General features: G+C 62.9%; 17 protein-coding genes, 1 tRNA gene and 1 pseudogene. 9 read left to right on the top strand and 10 right to left on the bottom strand.

Going from position 1 to position 15221, the window contains the following annotated elements; translation table 11 throughout:
• The 7 genes and pseudogenes from RCO31_RS31380 to RCO31_RS31350 form a co-directional block, all read right to left on the bottom strand.
• Positions 1 to 683, bottom strand: a pseudogene (locus tag RCO31_RS31380) (RNA polymerase sigma-54 factor); the annotation flags it as partial.
• 101 nt (positions 684 to 784) lie between these two features.
• A complete protein-coding gene (gene lptB / locus RCO31_RS31375; protein WP_308972275.1) occupies positions 785 to 1780 on the bottom strand; it encodes an LPS export ABC transporter ATP-binding protein in 996 nt (331 codons plus the stop codon).
• Positions 1781 to 1950: 170 nt separating this feature from the next.
• Positions 1951 to 2643 carry an LptA/OstA family protein gene (locus RCO31_RS31370; RefSeq protein WP_308972274.1) on the bottom strand — a complete coding sequence of 231 codons (693 nt, stop codon included), beginning with the start codon at positions 2641 to 2643 and terminating at the stop codon, positions 1951 to 1953.
• A gap of 10 nt (positions 2644 to 2653) precedes the next feature.
• A complete protein-coding gene (lptC, locus tag RCO31_RS31365; protein WP_308972273.1) occupies positions 2654 to 3334 on the bottom strand; it encodes an LPS export ABC transporter periplasmic protein LptC in 681 nt (226 codons plus the stop codon).
• Positions 3335 to 3523: 189 nt separating this feature from the next.
• Positions 3524 to 4138, bottom strand: a complete 615-nt coding sequence (locus RCO31_RS31360; RefSeq protein ID WP_308972272.1) for a ribonuclease D — start codon at positions 4136 to 4138, stop codon at positions 3524 to 3526.
• A gap of 178 nt (positions 4139 to 4316) precedes the next feature.
• Positions 4317 to 4401, bottom strand: a tRNA-Leu gene (locus RCO31_RS31355).
• A 61-nt stretch (positions 4402 to 4462) separates the two neighbouring features.
• The gene (locus tag RCO31_RS31350; RefSeq protein WP_308972271.1) at positions 4463 to 5440 is read right to left on the bottom strand and encodes a TRAP transporter substrate-binding protein; all 978 of its coding nucleotides are present in this window, start codon (positions 5438 to 5440) and stop codon (positions 4463 to 4465) included.
• Positions 5441 to 5708: 268 nt separating this feature from the next.
• On the opposite strand from RCO31_RS31350, the gene RCO31_RS31345 reads away from it, so the two are divergent.
• Positions 5709 to 6677, top strand: coding sequence for a complex I NDUFA9 subunit family protein (locus RCO31_RS31345; RefSeq protein WP_308972270.1), 969 nt, complete (start codon positions 5709 to 5711; stop codon positions 6675 to 6677).
• Between the two features lie 30 nt (positions 6678 to 6707).
• On the opposite strand, the gene RCO31_RS31340 is transcribed toward RCO31_RS31345, so the two are convergent.
• Complete coding sequence (locus RCO31_RS31340; RefSeq protein WP_308972269.1) at positions 6708 to 7520, bottom strand: undecaprenyl-diphosphate phosphatase; 813 nt, start codon at positions 7518 to 7520, stop codon at positions 6708 to 6710.
• A 159-nt stretch (positions 7521 to 7679) separates the two neighbouring features.
• Here RCO31_RS31340 and RCO31_RS31335 point away from each other — a divergent pair, with 159 nt between their 5' ends.
• The 3 genes from RCO31_RS31335 (at position 7680) to RCO31_RS31325 (ending at position 10408) form a co-directional block, all read left to right on the top strand.
• The gene (locus tag RCO31_RS31335; RefSeq protein ID WP_308972268.1) at positions 7680 to 8372 is read left to right on the top strand and encodes a glutathione S-transferase family protein; all 693 of its coding nucleotides are present in this window, start codon (positions 7680 to 7682) and stop codon (positions 8370 to 8372) included.
• A complete protein-coding gene (queG, locus tag RCO31_RS31330; protein ID WP_308972267.1) occupies positions 8321 to 9493 on the top strand; it encodes a tRNA epoxyqueuosine(34) reductase QueG in 1173 nt (390 codons plus the stop codon). Before RCO31_RS31335 ends, queG begins: the two co-directional genes overlap by 52 nt.
• Before the next feature lie 87 nt (positions 9494 to 9580).
• Positions 9581 to 10408, top strand: a complete 828-nt coding sequence (locus RCO31_RS31325) for an acyl-CoA thioesterase domain-containing protein (protein ID WP_308972266.1) — start codon at positions 9581 to 9583, stop codon at positions 10406 to 10408.
• Positions 10409 to 10462: 54 nt separating this feature from the next.
• Here the strand turns inward: RCO31_RS31325 and RCO31_RS31320 are convergent, their stop codons facing one another.
• A complete protein-coding gene (locus RCO31_RS31320; RefSeq protein ID WP_308972265.1) occupies positions 10463 to 11239 on the bottom strand; it encodes an alpha/beta hydrolase in 777 nt (258 codons plus the stop codon).
• 208 nt (positions 11240 to 11447) lie between these two features.
• On the opposite strand from RCO31_RS31320, the gene infC reads away from it, so the two are divergent.
• The 4 genes from infC to rplT all read left to right on the top strand — a co-directional run bounded on the left by infC (position 11448) and on the right by rplT (position 13527).
• Positions 11448 to 11987: a translation initiation factor IF-3 gene (infC, locus tag RCO31_RS31315; protein WP_308972278.1), complete on the top strand. Its 540-nt coding sequence runs from the start codon at positions 11448 to 11450 to the stop codon at positions 11985 to 11987.
• Positions 11988 to 12261: 274 nt separating this feature from the next.
• A complete protein-coding gene (locus RCO31_RS31310) occupies positions 12262 to 12675 on the top strand; it encodes a DoxX family protein (protein WP_308972264.1) in 414 nt (137 codons plus the stop codon).
• 214 nt (positions 12676 to 12889) lie between these two features.
• The gene (gene rpmI, locus RCO31_RS31305; protein ID WP_034465169.1) at positions 12890 to 13090 is read left to right on the top strand and encodes a 50S ribosomal protein L35; all 201 of its coding nucleotides are present in this window, start codon (positions 12890 to 12892) and stop codon (positions 13088 to 13090) included.
• A gap of 71 nt (positions 13091 to 13161) precedes the next feature.
• Entirely contained in the window at positions 13162 to 13527 is a 366-nt protein-coding gene (gene rplT, locus RCO31_RS31300; protein WP_308972263.1) for a 50S ribosomal protein L20, read from the top strand.
• Positions 13528 to 13549: 22 nt separating this feature from the next.
• Here rplT and RCO31_RS31295 read toward each other — a convergent pair whose 3' ends face one another.
• A complete protein-coding gene (locus tag RCO31_RS31295) occupies positions 13550 to 13960 on the bottom strand; it encodes a hypothetical protein (RefSeq protein ID WP_308972262.1) in 411 nt (136 codons plus the stop codon).
• Between the two features lie 157 nt (positions 13961 to 14117).
• Between RCO31_RS31295 and pheS the strand changes: the two genes are divergently transcribed.
• Positions 14118 to 15200 carry a phenylalanine--tRNA ligase subunit alpha gene (pheS, locus tag RCO31_RS31290; RefSeq protein WP_308972261.1) on the top strand — a complete coding sequence of 361 codons (1083 nt, stop codon included), beginning with the start codon at positions 14118 to 14120 and terminating at the stop codon, positions 15198 to 15200.
• The last annotated feature ends 21 nt before the right edge of the window (positions 15201 to 15221 follow it).

The following is a 15221-nucleotide window of genomic DNA, read 5'->3' as shown; positions in this document are numbered from 1 at the left end:
TGGATGGTCGTGAGAACGCTCTCGACATCGGCTGGCGACGCGCCGAGCTGATCGGCGACATGGCTGAGATCTGCCGGCACGTATCCCGCCTCGTCGACCAGATCGATGAGGTACTGTCCGATCAGGCGCTGCGCCGGATCGACGATCGCGAGCGCAAGCTGCTCAGCAAGGTGACTGCTGAGCGTCGTTTCCGCCGCCACAAACGATTCGAGATTGTAGTCTCCGTCGTCCGAGGCACCGCCGCCCCACTCGGTGTACGAGGCGGGTGCGGTATCCTGCGCGGCACGCGAGGCGGCTTCCGCCGGCTCTTCGGAGAAGACGTTTTCGAGACCGGTATCGAAGGTTTGCTCCATCTCGGCACGGCTGCCGAGATCGCGATCCATCCACTGCTCCGCCGCCGCATCGACGTCGCCGCCACCGTCGAGGCCGTCCTGAGCGCCGGCCCCGGTATCATCGGCATAGCCCTCGTCGCCAGCGTCGGCGCCATCCGTGCGCTCGGGTCGGTCCGCCGACTCCCCGTCTTCGCCTGCCCGCTCGAGCAGCGGGTTGCGCTCGAGTTCGTCCTCGACGAACGCGACGAGGTCAAGATTGGACAGCTGCAGCAGCTTGATCGCCTGCATCAGCTGCGGCGTCATCACCAGCGACTGCGTCTGCCGAAACTCGAGGCGTTGAGTCAGCGCCATAGGGCGAGAACCGATCCCATTTTTTGGTCCGATTCTTGCTTATCACGTCCACACCACTTGTACAGGCTTGACTTGTGCAGTGCACAAGTTGCAGGCAGCGTTTACAGGCGGAATTCCTCACCAAGGTAAAGACGGCGGACATCCGGGTCGTTGACGATATCGTCCGGGTGGCCCTCGGTCAGAACCTCTCCCGCATAGACGATGTAGGCCCGGTCGGTGAGACCAAGCGTTTCGCGTACGTTGTGATCGGTAATCAGCACGCCGATACCGCGGTTGGTCAGGTGGCGCACCAGTTCCTGGATGTCGCCCACGGCGATCGGATCAATGCCGGCAAATGGCTCGTCGAGCAGCATGTAGTTCGGGCGCGTCGCCAGCGCGCGGGCGATTTCGACGCGGCGACGCTCGCCGCCTGACAGGGCGATCGACGGAGATTTGCGCAAGCGCGTGATGTTGAACTCGTCGAGCAGCGCATCGAGCTCGGCCTCGCGCTTCTTGCGGCTGGGCTCGATCACCTCCAGCACCGCGCGAATATTCTGCTCGACAGTCAGGCCGCGAAAGATCGAGGCCTCTTGCGGCAGATAGCCGATGCCAAGCCGCGCGCGCTGATACATCGGCAACTGCGTGACGTCGTGGCCGTCGAGCTCGATCCGGCCGCTGTCGGCCTTGATGAGCCCGGTGATCATGTAAAAGACCGTCGTCTTGCCCGCACCATTGGGACCGAGCAGGCCGACCGCTTCGCCCCTGCGGACATAGATGCTGACACCCCGCACGACCTTGCGCGAGCCGAAGCTTTTTTCCACCGCATGGGCGGCAAGAAACCCCGCCCGCGAGGACGCCGGCCTGACCGGTCGGGCCGCAGCCTGACGGGGCGCGGCGCCGAGCGAGGCGGGAGCAAAGGGCGGTGGCGCCAAGGGCGGCGCATCGATCCGATCAGCGGCGGCCACGGCAGGCGCGACAGGCGGCTTGTCCCGCAACGGCAGCTTAAGAAGGTTGCCGATGCGGCCGCCGAGCGAGTCCATGTCCATCGGTTCGCGCGCGAAGCCGCGGCGCCGGAGGGCCGCGGGTCGCCGCCGAAACATACCCAGGAAATCCACCATACCCGCGTCGAACAATCCCTTTGGCGGCCAAGCGGACCGCCTGCCCCGTCCTTCAACGATTCGTCAAAACCCCGCCGCCCGTCCGCTACTTAGCACAACCGCCCTTGGAAGGTGAAAAGGGCGGATTTGGCCCCGATGTCGCAGATTTGAATTTCAGATCAAAAACGCGGTCACTGCCGACCGCCACTGAGCGGCAGCGGCCCGCCGGGCTTGGTTCCCTGTGGAGAGGGGTTTCCCGAGCCGCCGGGGGGCGACGACGACTTGAAAAGTCCCTGCACGCGACCGCCCTCGACGCGGGACACACCCGTGGTCATGTCAACCACCAGCCTGTCCCCGCGCAAAACGTTGTCGCTCTGGGTCAACACCACGCCGCCGAACATGGTGACAGTGTTGGTCTTCATGTCGAAGACCCCGCTCTCCCCGGTGACCGTCTGGTCCTTCTGGGTGACGATCACGTTGCCCTTCGCTTCCAGCCGCCTGATCTGCGAACTGCCGCCCGGGCCGGGCGCTGCGGCCTTCGCGGTTTTGCCCGCGCCGGATTTGGCCGCGTCGTCCTGATCGTAGAACACGACGAGAATCTTCGAGCGCATGGTGACGTCGCCCTGCACGACCTTAACGTCAGCCTTGGCGTCGCCAAAGAAGGTCGCCACCTTGTCCTTGTCGCGCACCTCGAGCCGCGCGGCATCGATCTGGATCGGCTTGTCGCGATTCTGCGAAAACCCTTGCAGCGCGTTCGGCGGGCCCGTCACGGCAGTACCCGTCGACTGCGAAGCGCCGGCCTTCGGCGACGCTTGCGCATGCGCGACCGCGTGACATCCGATCGCAACCGCGATCGCAACAGCGAAATGCAAAGGACCAATCATCGGCAAGCCGTCATTGTCGGGCGGCAGCTTGCGCTTCGCTTTGCGCAGACCTGTCGATCGGCTTCAGGTGCATGGTCACGCCGCCATGGAAGGTCATGACCTCGCCGCGGCCGGTGATTTCCAGGCGTTGCGCATCGAGCGTACCTTCCAGCATCTTCACATTGACCGGCTTGTCCGACACCACTGTGCCCTTGCCGATGTCGATCGTCGCCTCGATGAGACGCGCTTCATAGCTGGTCGACTTCAAGACGACATCGTCGTGCAGGTCGAGCAGCTGCTCGCGATTTTTGAGGTAGCCCCTGCGCGCATCCATCAGCACTGTCGACTTGTCCTCCATCTCGATCTTCGCCTTCAGCGTCTCGAGTTCGATGAAGTTCGGATTGTTGATGTCCTGCATCGCCGTGTTCGCCGTCACCTCATAGGGCCGGCGATCCGGCGTGAACCCCGCCAGGTGCGGCGACTGCATCGTGATCTTCGTCCCCGACACGACGACATTGCCGATGTCGATCGGCAGGTTTACGAGCATCCGGAACGGATTGAAAACCGAAACACCGACAATCATCAGCATCGACACGACGATGGCCGCGGGCACCGCCTTGCGCAGAATGCGCACGAGCTTCGAGTGCCGCGCGGCGGAGGCGAAGCGCTGCTCCAGCGCCGCAAGATAGACGGGGTCGCGAACCGAGTGCACCCGCTACTCCGAAAGATCTACGTGAAGACCGAGAAAACTTAGATCGAGATGATTTGGCATTTTACGCCCGAATCAGGCCGTCCCAAGGCCCGAAGGCGCCCACGATACGCATTGCTCCGGCGTCGAAAGCAACAATCAGTGTGACCGAAACAGGGCAGATACAGCGAAGGCTTTGGCCGCCATGACCCGTCAAGAATGCGCAAAGATATCCTCCTCGCTCCAACCGAGCAGATCAAGCCTTGCGCGGGTCGGCAAAAAGGCGAAGCAGGCGGCTGCGAGGTCGGCTCGACCGTCGCGCACCAGCATGGCGTCCAGATGATCGCGCAACGCATGCAGATGCAGCACGTCAGACGCGGCATAAGCCACCTGCGCTTCGCTCAAAGGATCCGCGCCCCAGTCGCTCGACTGCTGCTGCTTCGACAGGTTGACGTTGAGCAGCTCGGCGACGAGATCCTTCAGGCCGTGGCGATCGGTGTAGGTGCGCGCCAGCCGCGAGGCGATCTTGGTGCAGTAGACCGGCTGCGGCATCACGCCGAGCGTGTGGTACAGCACGGCGAGATCGAAGCGGGCAAAGTGGAATAGCTTGGTGACACTCGTGTCGCCCATGAGCCTCGTCAGGTTCGGGGCGTGAACCGGACCCGGGGGGATCTGTACGACATCGGCCGTGCCGTCGCCGGAGGAGAGCTGCACCACGCAGAGCCGGTCGCGGTGCGGATTGAGGCCCATGGTTTCGGTGTCGATGGCGACCGAACCCTTGAAGCGTGAGAGGTCGGGCAGGTCACCGCGATGCAGGCGAATGGTCATGGGGTCCGAAATACCCTGAAAGCAACGGAATTTCCAAATCGGGCGGAAAATATCGTTGAAAGATTAACGGGACGCGAGTTCCTCGATGAGGTTAGCCCGCCTTTACCTTCGGGTGTCGCCGAGCACGCTTCGTTTTCGGCTCCTGTGTGGCGGCGCCACGCGAGCCGAAGGCGAAGCGTGGTGCCCAGGAAAGGACTCGAACCTTCACGGCTTGCACCACTGGTACCTGAAACCAGCGCGTCTACCAATTCCGCCACCTGGGCAACGGGCGACACATAGAGGGTCGGCTTTCGCCTTGTCAACCGCTGGAAAGCCCGCTTCCGGTCAAGAGGCAGCGACCCTGCGCATCAGATCCTCGAGCGGCCGATCGTTGCCGACATCGGCCGCAAAGGCCGCGGCGCGCTCGATGAACGCCGCCTTGTCCGGCGTCGTAAAGACGACGCCCAGCTGTTCGGCCGCCTTGCGCGCGCCGGCCTCGAAGGCGCCCCACAATTCGTTCATCCGCTGATAAGAGGCAAGCGCAGCCTCCTGCATGATCACACGCTGCGCCGGCGTGAGCGATTGCCAGCGCTGCGCGCTGACGAGAAACACGTCCGGCACCATGGTGTGCTCGTTCAGCGAATAGTGCGAGATCACCTCGGCGTGCCGGCCGACCACGAGCGCCGCGATATTGTTCTCGGCGCCATCGACGAGGTTGAGCCGCAAGGCCGTGTAAACCTGGTCCCATGCCATTTCGACGCCCTGCGCACCGAACAGCCGCATCAGCCGCGCCATGGTCGGCGACGGTTGGATGCGGATCTTCAGGCCTTTGAGATCGTCCGGATGGTTGATCGCCTTGCGGCCGTAGAAGCTGCGTGCGCCGGCATCATAATACGTCAATCCAACAAGTCCGATCGAGGCGGCGGAGGCGAGAATGCTTTCGCCCACTGAATTGGTCATCACGCGCTGCCAGTGATCGCGATCACGAAACACGAAGGGCAGGCTGAAGACCCGATAGGCGGAGGCGGTTCGCTCCAGCGCGCTGGCGCTCACCTTCAGGAAATCCAGCTTTCCGGCCTGGACCTGCGCGAGCAGGTTCGCTTCCTGGCCGATCTGCCCATCCGGAAAAATCTCGATCTCGAGTTCGCCGCCGGTGCGCTCACGCACGAGGTCGGCGAAATGTTGCATCGACGGGTGTACCGGATGGCTGGCGGGCAAGCCGTGGCCGATGCGCAGCCGCGTCGGCTCGGCCCTCGACACGGCCGGCGCCGCAAGCAGGCCTATGCCCGCAAGAATGGCCTCTCGTCGCGACCGGATTCTCATGTCCCCCGCTGCCCTCGACCCAATACGAATGAATTCTGGCCCGCCCCCGCGGTCGAGGCGCAGTCTACAGATCGCCGAGCGGGCACGCCATAGAGCTTCTCGATCGCGGCAGCGTTGGCATCAGCCCGATTTGCGCTTGCTTATCAAAGGCCTGGGCAAAATGCCAACGCACGCGCCGGACCGCGGTCCGGCGAAATCTGCTGTACAGAAAACCCCCTTTGGCGTATCGCCAAGCCACCGCAGCTGGTTTCCGGAGCTTCGAAGCGAAATGCCGTCCAATATCGACACCCTCGTCACGGTCTTCGGCGGGTCCGGCTTTATCGGGCGGCAGGCGATTCGGGCGCTGGCGAAGCGCGATTTCCGCATCCGCGTCGGGGTGCGGCGACCCGACCTCGCCGGTCACTTGCAGCCGCTCGGCCGGGTGGGCCAGATCATGCCGGTGCAGGCCAACCTGCGTTACGCCGACTCGGTGAACGCCGCCGTCCGCGGCGCGCATGTTGTCGTCAACCTGGTCGGGATTGTCGCCGAAAGCGGCGCGCAGACGTTCAACGCAGTGCAGGCGGAAGGCGCGGCAACGGTTGCGAGCGCCGCAGCGGCAGAAGGCGCGCGCCTCGTGCATATTTCGGCGATCGGCGCGGATGCAAACTCCGAGTCCGGCTACGCGCGCAGCAAGGCCGCAGGCGAAAAGGCGGTGCTTGCCACAGTCCCCTCGGCCACGGTGCTTCGCCCGTCGCTGGTGTTCGGTCCCGATGACCAGTTCACCAACCGCTTCGCAACGCTCGCGCGCGCGCTGCCGGTGCTGCCACTGATCGGCGGCGGCGAGACAAGGCTTCAACCTGTCTTCGTAGGTGACGTGGCGACGGCGATCGCCGACGCCGTCGAAGGCGCAACCCGCACAGGCTCGACTTACGAGCTGGGCGGGCCGGAGGTATTGAGCTTGCGGCAAGTGCAGGAGTACGTGCTCAAGACGATCGAACGCAGGCGGCTGCTGGTGCCGCTGTCCTTCTCACTGGCGAAGCTCAAGGCGACGTTCCTGCAGTTCGCGCCCGGACCATTGAAGCTGACGCCGGACCAGGTCGAGCTGCTGCGCAGCGACAACGTCGTATCGCAGGCCGCGAACGACAGCGAACTGACGCTGCAGGGACTTGGCATCACGCCGATGTCGCTCGAGCAGATTGCGCCGTCCTATCTCTGGCGCTTCCGTCGTACCGGTCAGTTTCGCACCAAGCTGACGTAAGCCGCCCGGCGGCGTTCAGCCACCAAAGTCTCAACCACCAAGTCCAAGCGCCAAACCGATCAGGCCAAGGCTGCCGACGATGACGCGCCACCACGCGAACAGCGTGAAGCCGCGGCTCGACACGTAATCGAGCAGCGTTCGCACTACGATCAGCGCCGCAACGAACGCCGTGACGAAGCCGACGGCGACCACGGTCAGATGATCGGCCGTCATCAGCTTGTAGTTCTTGAAAAGGTCGTAGGCGAATGCGCCCGCCATGGTCGGCATCGCCAGAAAGAACGAGAACTCAGCCGCCGACCTCTTGTCGGAGCCAAACAACATCGCCGAGACGATCGTCGCGCCCGAGCGCGAAACGCCGGGAATCATCGCCAGGCATTGCATGACGCCGATGCCGAGATACATGGGCAACGGGAACTTCATCGCATCGTAATAGCGCGGCTGCAGGTCGAGCTGGTCGACCCAGAGCAAAATCGCGCCGCCGACGATCAGCGTGAAGCAGACCACCCACGGGTTGAACAGCGTCCCCTTGATGAAATCTCCGGCCGCTGCGCCGATCAGTGCAGCGGGCAGGAAGGCCACCAGCACACCGATGACAAAGCGGCGCGCCATGGCATCTGAAAACATGCCGAGCGCGATGCGCCACAGCCGCGCGAAATAGACCGACAGGATTGCCAGGATAGCGCCGAGCTGGATCAGCACGACAAAGGTCTTGCCGAACGCCTCGTCATCGAAGCCGAAGAAGTGCTCGATCAACAGCAGATGTCCGGTCGAGGAGACGGGAATGAATTCGGTCAGGCCTTCGACGACGCCAAGAACGACAGCCTTGAGGAGATCGAAGGACATGTTATGCGGTCCGCGGCGGTTGGATTGGCGGGCCGTTGTGACCTATTCGCCAGCGTGCCGCAACGGGAAAAACCTGCACACGGCCGTTGCCTCTGCCTTACTTCTGAGTAGTTTGTCGCGTAGCGACGAGCTTTGGATTCGCCGTCGCATCAGGTGCTCATGCTCACCCTGTTTCATCATCCCTTCTGTCCACACTCCCGATTCATCCGCCTCGCGGTTGCTGAGCACGGCGTCGAACTGCGGCTCGTGGAAGAACGGCCGTGGGCGCGGCGGGAGGAATTCCTAGTGATGAATCCGGCGGCGACGACGCCCGTGCTGGTCACCGACGGCGCACCAGCCATTCCCGGCGCGTCGGTCATCTGCGAGTTCCTTGACGAGACTCTGGGTCCCGAAATGCGCGAGCGCCGCCTGCTCGCACAGGACGTTAACCATCGCATCGAGGTGCGACGGCTGCTTGCCTGGTTCAACGACAAGTTCTTCGAGGAAGTTTCCAGCCCCCTCGTCACGGAACGCATCTACAAGCGCTTCATGTCGTCCAACGACGGCGGAGGTTCGCCAAACATGGAGTTGATCCGTGCCGCGAAGGCCAATGTCCGCTATCATCTGCAATATATCGGCTGGCTGGTCGGCACACGAAACTTCCTTGCCGGCGAACGATTGACCTATGCCGACCTTGCCGCGGCGGCGCACCTGTCCGCCATAGATTATCTAGGCGACGTGCCATGGAGCGAAGACGAGACAGCAAAGGCGTGGTACGCGCGGATCAAGTCCCGCCCGTCGTTCCGTCCGTTGCTGGCGGAATGGCTGGCCGGCGTTCCGGCCGCGCCGAACTACGTGGATCTCGACTTCTGAGCGAAGCGCCGCACCTGCGCAACGCCATCGCACGCGAAGCAACCAAGCTGGGCTTTGATGCATTCGGTATTGTTGCGCCCGACGCCATTCCGGATGCCCTGCCGCGGCTGCAGGAATTTCTGGACGACGGCGCACACGGCGACATGGAGTGGCTCGCCGCCAACCCGCAGCGTCGCGCCGATCCGCGCACCCTGTGGGCGGACGTCCGCTCGATCATCATGCTCGGCGTCAACTACGGCTCCAGCGACGACCCGCTGCAAATTCTCTCGCACCGCGACCGTGGAGCGATTTCGACCTATGCGCGCGGCGACGACTATCATGAACTCATCAAGAGTCGGCTGAAGGCGCTGGCGCGATGGATGGTGGCGCATGCCGGCGGCGACGTGAAGGTTTTCGTCGACACCGCAGCCGTCATGGAAAAACCGCTGTCGGAAGCCGCAGGCCTGGGCTGGCAAGGCAAACACACCAACCTCGTCTCGCGCGAGTTCGGCTCATGGCTGTTCCTGGGCTCGATCTTCACCACGTTGGAGCTGCCAAGAGACACGCGGGATGAAAGCCGCTGCGGCTCATGCCGCGCCTGTCTCGATGCGTGCCCGACCGACGCGTTTCCGCAACCATATAGGCTCGATGCAAGGCGCTGCATTTCGTACCTGACCATCGAAAACAAGGGGCCGATCCCGCGCGAGTTTCGCAAGGCGATCGGCAACCGCATTTACGGCTGCGACGATTGTCTGGCCGTCTGTCCATGGAACAAGTTCGCGCAGGAAGGGCGTGAAATGAAGCTCAAGGCGCGCGAGGAATTGCGCGCCCCATCGCTCGCCGATTTGGCCCGGCTCGACGACCCCGCCTTTCGTGCACTGTTTTCCAAGTCGCCGGTGAAGCGCATCGGCCGGGACCGCTTCGTCCGCAATGTGCTGATCGCCATTGGCAACAGCGGCGATCCCAGCCTCGCGCCTGAAGCAGAGCGCCTGGTCGGCGACCACAGCGCGCTGGTGCGCGGCGCAGCCGCCTGGGCACTATCGCAACTGCTGCCGAAAGACGCGTTTGCCGAGGTTCGTCGGTCGCGGCTCACAAGCGAAGCCGACCCGGTCGTCCGCGCCGAATTCGCGCCGGCGACATAGTCGCGAGCGTTTTCATGCCTCGCATGCATACGTGCATGGTGCGCGACCACTGGATTTCCGGCCGCGGTTCCAGCATGGTCCGCCGCCATGAAAAACGAACCCTTCTTTACCGCTGACGGCGATCGCTTCCTGCCCACCTCTGCCGGCCGCAGTCCCTGGGACCCGAAGTTCATGCACGGCCGGATCGTGATCGGCCTTCTGGGTCAGGAGATTGAACGTCGGCACGGCGGCCCCGACTACATGCCGTCACGACTGACGGTCGACATGTATCGTCTGCCGGACTTCTCACCGGTGGAGGTCACGACGCGCATCGTCCGTGACGGCAAGCGCATCAAGGTGATTGACGCGGAGTTCTTTTCCAATGGCGTCAGCATGGCGCGCGCAACATCGCAATTGCTGCTTCGCACCGAGAATCCACCTGGAAAAGTCTGGACGCCTCCGGACTGGGCGGCGCCGCGGCCCGCCGATGTCTCCAAACCGGACCATCCGCAGGCCGGCATGAACGGAATGTGGGCGGTGCGGCCGATCGAGGGCGCGATGGGCACGCTTGGCCCGCGAAAGATCTGGATCAGTGAGGTGCGCGAAATCGTCGGTGGCGTGCCGCTGACGCCGTTCTCGCGCGTTGCGGCGTCGGCGGATTTCGCAAGCCCGTTCGCGAACGCCGGCGACGCGGGTCTTCGCTACATCAATAGCGACGTAACCATCTACCTGCACCGTCAGCCGGTGACCGAGTGGATCGGCTACGAAGTGACCGATCACGGCGCGACCGACGGCGTCGCCATCGGCGAATGCCGGCTCTATGACGAACAAGGACACATCGGAACCTCGAGCGTCACTGCGCTGGCGCAGCGCGTATCGACTTCGGTCGTACCGCCGCCGAAGGCACCGGCCGAAAATATGGCCATGTCGAAATGAATGCGTGATCTCCACGCGCCGCAATCCGGTTCCCGGCGCCGGCGCATGCAGCGCTCAAAGCTCCTCGATCGCAGCAATCAGGCGGGCGATGTCCTGCGGACGCGACAGACGGTGGTCGCCATCCTGAATGAGCGTCAAGACCACGTCGTCGCTGGGTAGCTGCGAGGTGAGCGCGAAGGCGTGCCGCCAGGGAACATCCGGATCCTGCGCACCTTGCAGGATGCGAACGGGACAGCCGACGTGAATCGAACTGCCGAGCAGAAGATGCTTGCGGCCATCCTCGATCAAGGCGCGCGTGATCGGCATGGGTTCGCCGTATGCCGACGGACGCAGCCACTGACCCTTGGTCTGGATCTCCTCACGCACTTTTGCGGGAAACCCCTTCCACATCAGCTCTTCGGTAAAATCCGGCGCCGGCGCAATCAACACGAGCCCCGCGAGAGATGGGCCGACTTGACGCTTGGCAACCTCACGCGCCAGCAACAGCGCCAGCCACCCTCCCATCGACGAGCCGACCACGATTTGCGGCCCCTTACAGAAGTGATCGAACACGGCGAGGCTCTCTTCCAACCAGCAGCCGATGGTGCCGTCCACAAAGGCGCCGCCGGATTCGCCGTGGCCCGAATAGTCGAACCGCACGCAGGCGCGACCCCTTTCGGCCGCCCAGGCGTCGAGCGCCTGCGCCTTGGTGCCGCGCATGTCGGAATTGAACCCGGATAGCCAGAATAAACCGGGACCGGAGCCCGCACGGGCGCGAACCGCAATGCGCCGCGGCGCATCCGCCTGTCCCACTTCGGTAAAAACGACATCCGACTCGGCATACGCATTCATGGTCCCGTCACCTCTCTTGGCCTGTCTATGTCCTGTTTGCTGCGCTGCCGGCTTGCGGAACCGCTGTTCTGGCTTTATCTGAGCGGAGCACGCCGCCCGCCAAAGCTAGCGCGTATTTGCGGGTCTCGATCGAACCGATTTGCGCGCTTGCCGTTGTAAGGCAAATCCTTCAAACTGCATCATCGTTAACAGCACGGAGACCGCACCCATTCGTCGTCCTTCCAGAGCGCCAGCCCCCGTCCAGAAAGACGGACCCCGCGTCAACGAGGAAATCCGCAACCTCGAAATTCAATTGATCGATCAAACCGGAGCGAACCTTGGAGTCGTGAAGACCCAGGACGCCATCAGGATGGCCGCTGACGCCGGTTTTGATCTCGTCGAAATTTCCCCGAACACCAATCCGCCGGTTTGTAAATTTCTCGATTACGGGAAGTTCAAATATTCCGCGCAGAAGAAAGCCGCCGAGGCGCGCAAGCGCCAGAAGATCGTCGAGATCAAGGAGATCAAGCTCCGTCCGATGATCGACGATCACGACTATGACGTGAAGATGAAGGCCATGCAGCGTTTCTTCGAAGAGGGCGACAAGGTGAAGATCACCCTGCGCTATCGCGGACGCGAAATGGCGCACCAGGAGATCGGCACCCGCCTGCTCGATCGCGTCAAGGCCGACGTCGCCTCGCTCGCAAAGGTCGAACAGGACGCACGCTTCGAAGGTCGTCAGGTCGTGATGGTGCTGGCGCCGAAGTAATCTTCGGTCGCAAGCCCTGAACAAAGCTGTTGTTCGCGATAGGTTTGGCGCGCCGGCAGGCCGCGTGCCACCGATGTACCAGGCCGGAAGCTAGTGCCGCCGATTTGAAATTCCTGCACCACCTGCGGCAAGCTCGTGCCAGGAATTTCAAATCGAAAAGCGGCACTAGAATCGCATCTTTCCTGGTGCCCTCTTAGCTCTCGAAGTTCGTGTCGGAGGGTGCCGCGATGTATCACGAACTTCGAAAACCGGGCACTAACGCAAGAGGGGCGACATGCCGACCATCATCGGGCGCCTGCTTGATTCGAAAGGATTCGCCCTGCTCGCGCGGATCATCCTGACATTTCCGTTCTGGGCGAGCGGCCTGGCAAAATCGATCGATTTCGAGGGTGGCGTGGCGGAGATGGCGCATTTTGGCCTGCACCCGCCGACGGCCTACAACATTGCGACGATCATCTGTCAGCTCGGCGGCTCACTGCTCGTGATCCTCAATCGCTACACGTGGCTCGGCGCCGGCGCCCTTGCTGCCTTTACGGCGCTCACGATTCCCATTGCGCACGCATTCTGGACCGTAACCGGCGAACAGGCGCAAACCGAACTGTTCTTCGTTGTCGAACACATCGGGCTCATCGGCGGGCTGATGCTGGTGTCGATCCTCTCGCGCCAAACCCTGCGAGGGGGCGCCTGACCTGACCTGTCCTGTCCGACACAACCGTTGCCATTCGGCCATTCGTCTGTCATAAGGCCGGCCTTCGCCGCCCGGCTGAATAAGGGCTGCCGTGGCGGCGGCCGTGCCGACAGTTTCGTTTCGAAATAGTCGAGCAATTTCAACGCTCTAACGAGCATTTCCGGCCGGACGCCCGCTTGCGGGCCTGTCTGTATGCCGGCATTAGGAGAGCCAAATGCCCAAGTTGAAGACCAAATCGGGCGCCAAAAAGCGCTTCAAAGTCACCGCCTCAGGCAAGGTCAAATACGCCCAGCGCGGCAAACGCCACGGCATGATCAAGCGGACGCCGAAGCAGATTCGCCAGCTCCGCGGCACCAACGTGCTGTTCAAGACCGACGGCGATAACATCAAGAAGTATTTCTTGCCGAACGACTGATCGAGCGAGAGCCGCGCTGTCCACGACGGCGCATTCCAACCTCATTGCATTCGATTTGAAGGAGATCAGTCATGGCTCGCGTCAAACGCGGTGTGACCTCACACGCCAAGCACAAGAAAGTCCTCAAGGCCGCCAAGGGCTATTACGGCCGCCGCAAGAACACCATCCGTGTCGCCAAGCAGGCGGTGGAGAAGGCCGGCCAGTACGCCTTCCGCGATCGCAAGCGCAAGAAGCGGACCTTCCGTGCCCTCTGGATCCAGCGCCTCAACGCGGCAGTACGCCCATTCGACCTCACCTACAGCCGATTTATCGACGGCCTTGCGAAGTCCGGTGTTGTGGTGGACCGCAAGGTGCTGTCGGACCTGGCGATCCACGAGCCGGCGGCGTTTCAGGCGATCGTCGAGAAGGCCAAGGCTGCGCTGCCCAAGGCTGCCTGATCAAAAGGCGGCTTAAGCCGGGCTACTTCTTCGCGGGCGTTGCAGGAACGGTTTTCGAAACCTGCTTCGCCATGCGTGCGGCTGCCTCGGCGGAACAGAAGGCCGTGAGAGAGCGGTACATCGAGCCGGACTCACTCGCGTACTTCTTGTCGCATGCCGCCTGCGCGCGATCGTAGGCGCGCTGCTGACGCGCAGAAAGCTTGCCCTCGAAGACGGCTTCACACTTTACGACGACGACTGCGCCGACGATGACATCGCTGGTGCCGCCCATACCGCAGCTCTGAAAGATCTTCAGACCCTGTTCGCAGGACGGCGCCGCCAGGATGAGCTTTTCGACCTCAGCCGGGGCCATGGATTTGACCGGGCAGTCTTCGGCGACGGCTGGCGCGAACGAAAGCACAAGAAGCGACGCGGCAACGAGTGGGCGGTGCATGGCGGGCGGCTCCCAGGGTTGGATCAGATTCGGCTGGTCAGACTTGGCTCTGGCGGCAGACGTTGCTGCTTCACGGCTTTTCGAAAGCACTTATCCCACTTGACCTGCCCCATCGCTCCGGTGACAACCGGCAGCCTTGAAATTTAAGGATTTTCTCGTGTCCGACCTCGGCAAACTCGAAACCGAAATTTTGGCCGCCATCGCCGCGTCCGCAGACGAGGCCGCGCTCGAAAACGTCCGCATCGGTGCACTCGGCAAGAAGGGCTCGATCTCTGCACTGCTCGCGACGCTCGGCAAGATGGCACCGGACGAACGCAAGACGCAAGGGGCGGCAATCAACGCAGTCAAGGACAAGGTGACCGAGGCGTTGACGGCACGACGCGACGTTCTGAAGTCGGCGGCGCTCGATGCCCGCCTTGCGTCGGAGACGGTCGATGTCACGCTTCCCGTTCGCGAGAGCGCGGCCGAACAGGGACGCATCCATCCTCTGAGCCAGGTGATGGACGAGCTGACTGCCATCTTCGCCGACATGGGATTTGCGATCGCCGAAGGTCCGGACATCGAGACCGACGACTACAACTTCACCAAGCTGAATTTTCCGGAAGGCCATCCGGCGCGTGACATGCACGACACGTTCTTCTTCAATCCGAAGCCGGACGGCTCGCGGCTGCTGTTGCGCACGCACACGTCGCCGGTGCAGGTGCGGGCGATGCTGGCGCAGAAGCCGCCGATCCGCATCATCGCCCCCGGCCGCACCTACCGCATCGATTCGGATGCGACCCACACGCCGCAGTTCCATCAGGTCGAAGGATTGGTGATCGACAAGGGCTCCCACCTCGGCCACCTGAAATGGATACTCGCGGAATTCTGCAAGGCGTTCTTCGAGGTCGACAACGTCAACATGCGTTTTCGTCCCTCGTTCTTCCCCTTCACCGAGCCGTCGCTCGAGGTCGATATCCAGTGCCGCCGCGACAAGGGCGAGATCCGGTTTGGCGAAGGCGAAGACTGGCTCGAAATCCTCGGCTGCGGAATGGTGCATCCGAACGTGCTGCGCAACTGCGGCATCGATCCGGATGTCTACCAGGGCTTTGCGTGGGGCATGGGCATCGACCGCATCGCGATGCTGAAATACGGCATCGCCGATCTGCGACAGATGTTCGAAGGCGACGTGCGCTGGCTCAATCACTACGGCTTCAAGCCGCTCGAGGTCCCGACATTGGCCGGAGGGTTGTCGACGTGAGCGACGCTGCGATTGAGCAAG

Source organism: Bradyrhizobium sp. LHD-71 (assembly GCF_031157255.1).
Lineage (GTDB): Bacteria > Pseudomonadota > Alphaproteobacteria > Rhizobiales > Xanthobacteraceae > P52-10.
The sequence above is the reverse complement of the archived record's forward strand: the minus strand, read 5'-3'. Positions and strand labels throughout refer to the sequence as shown.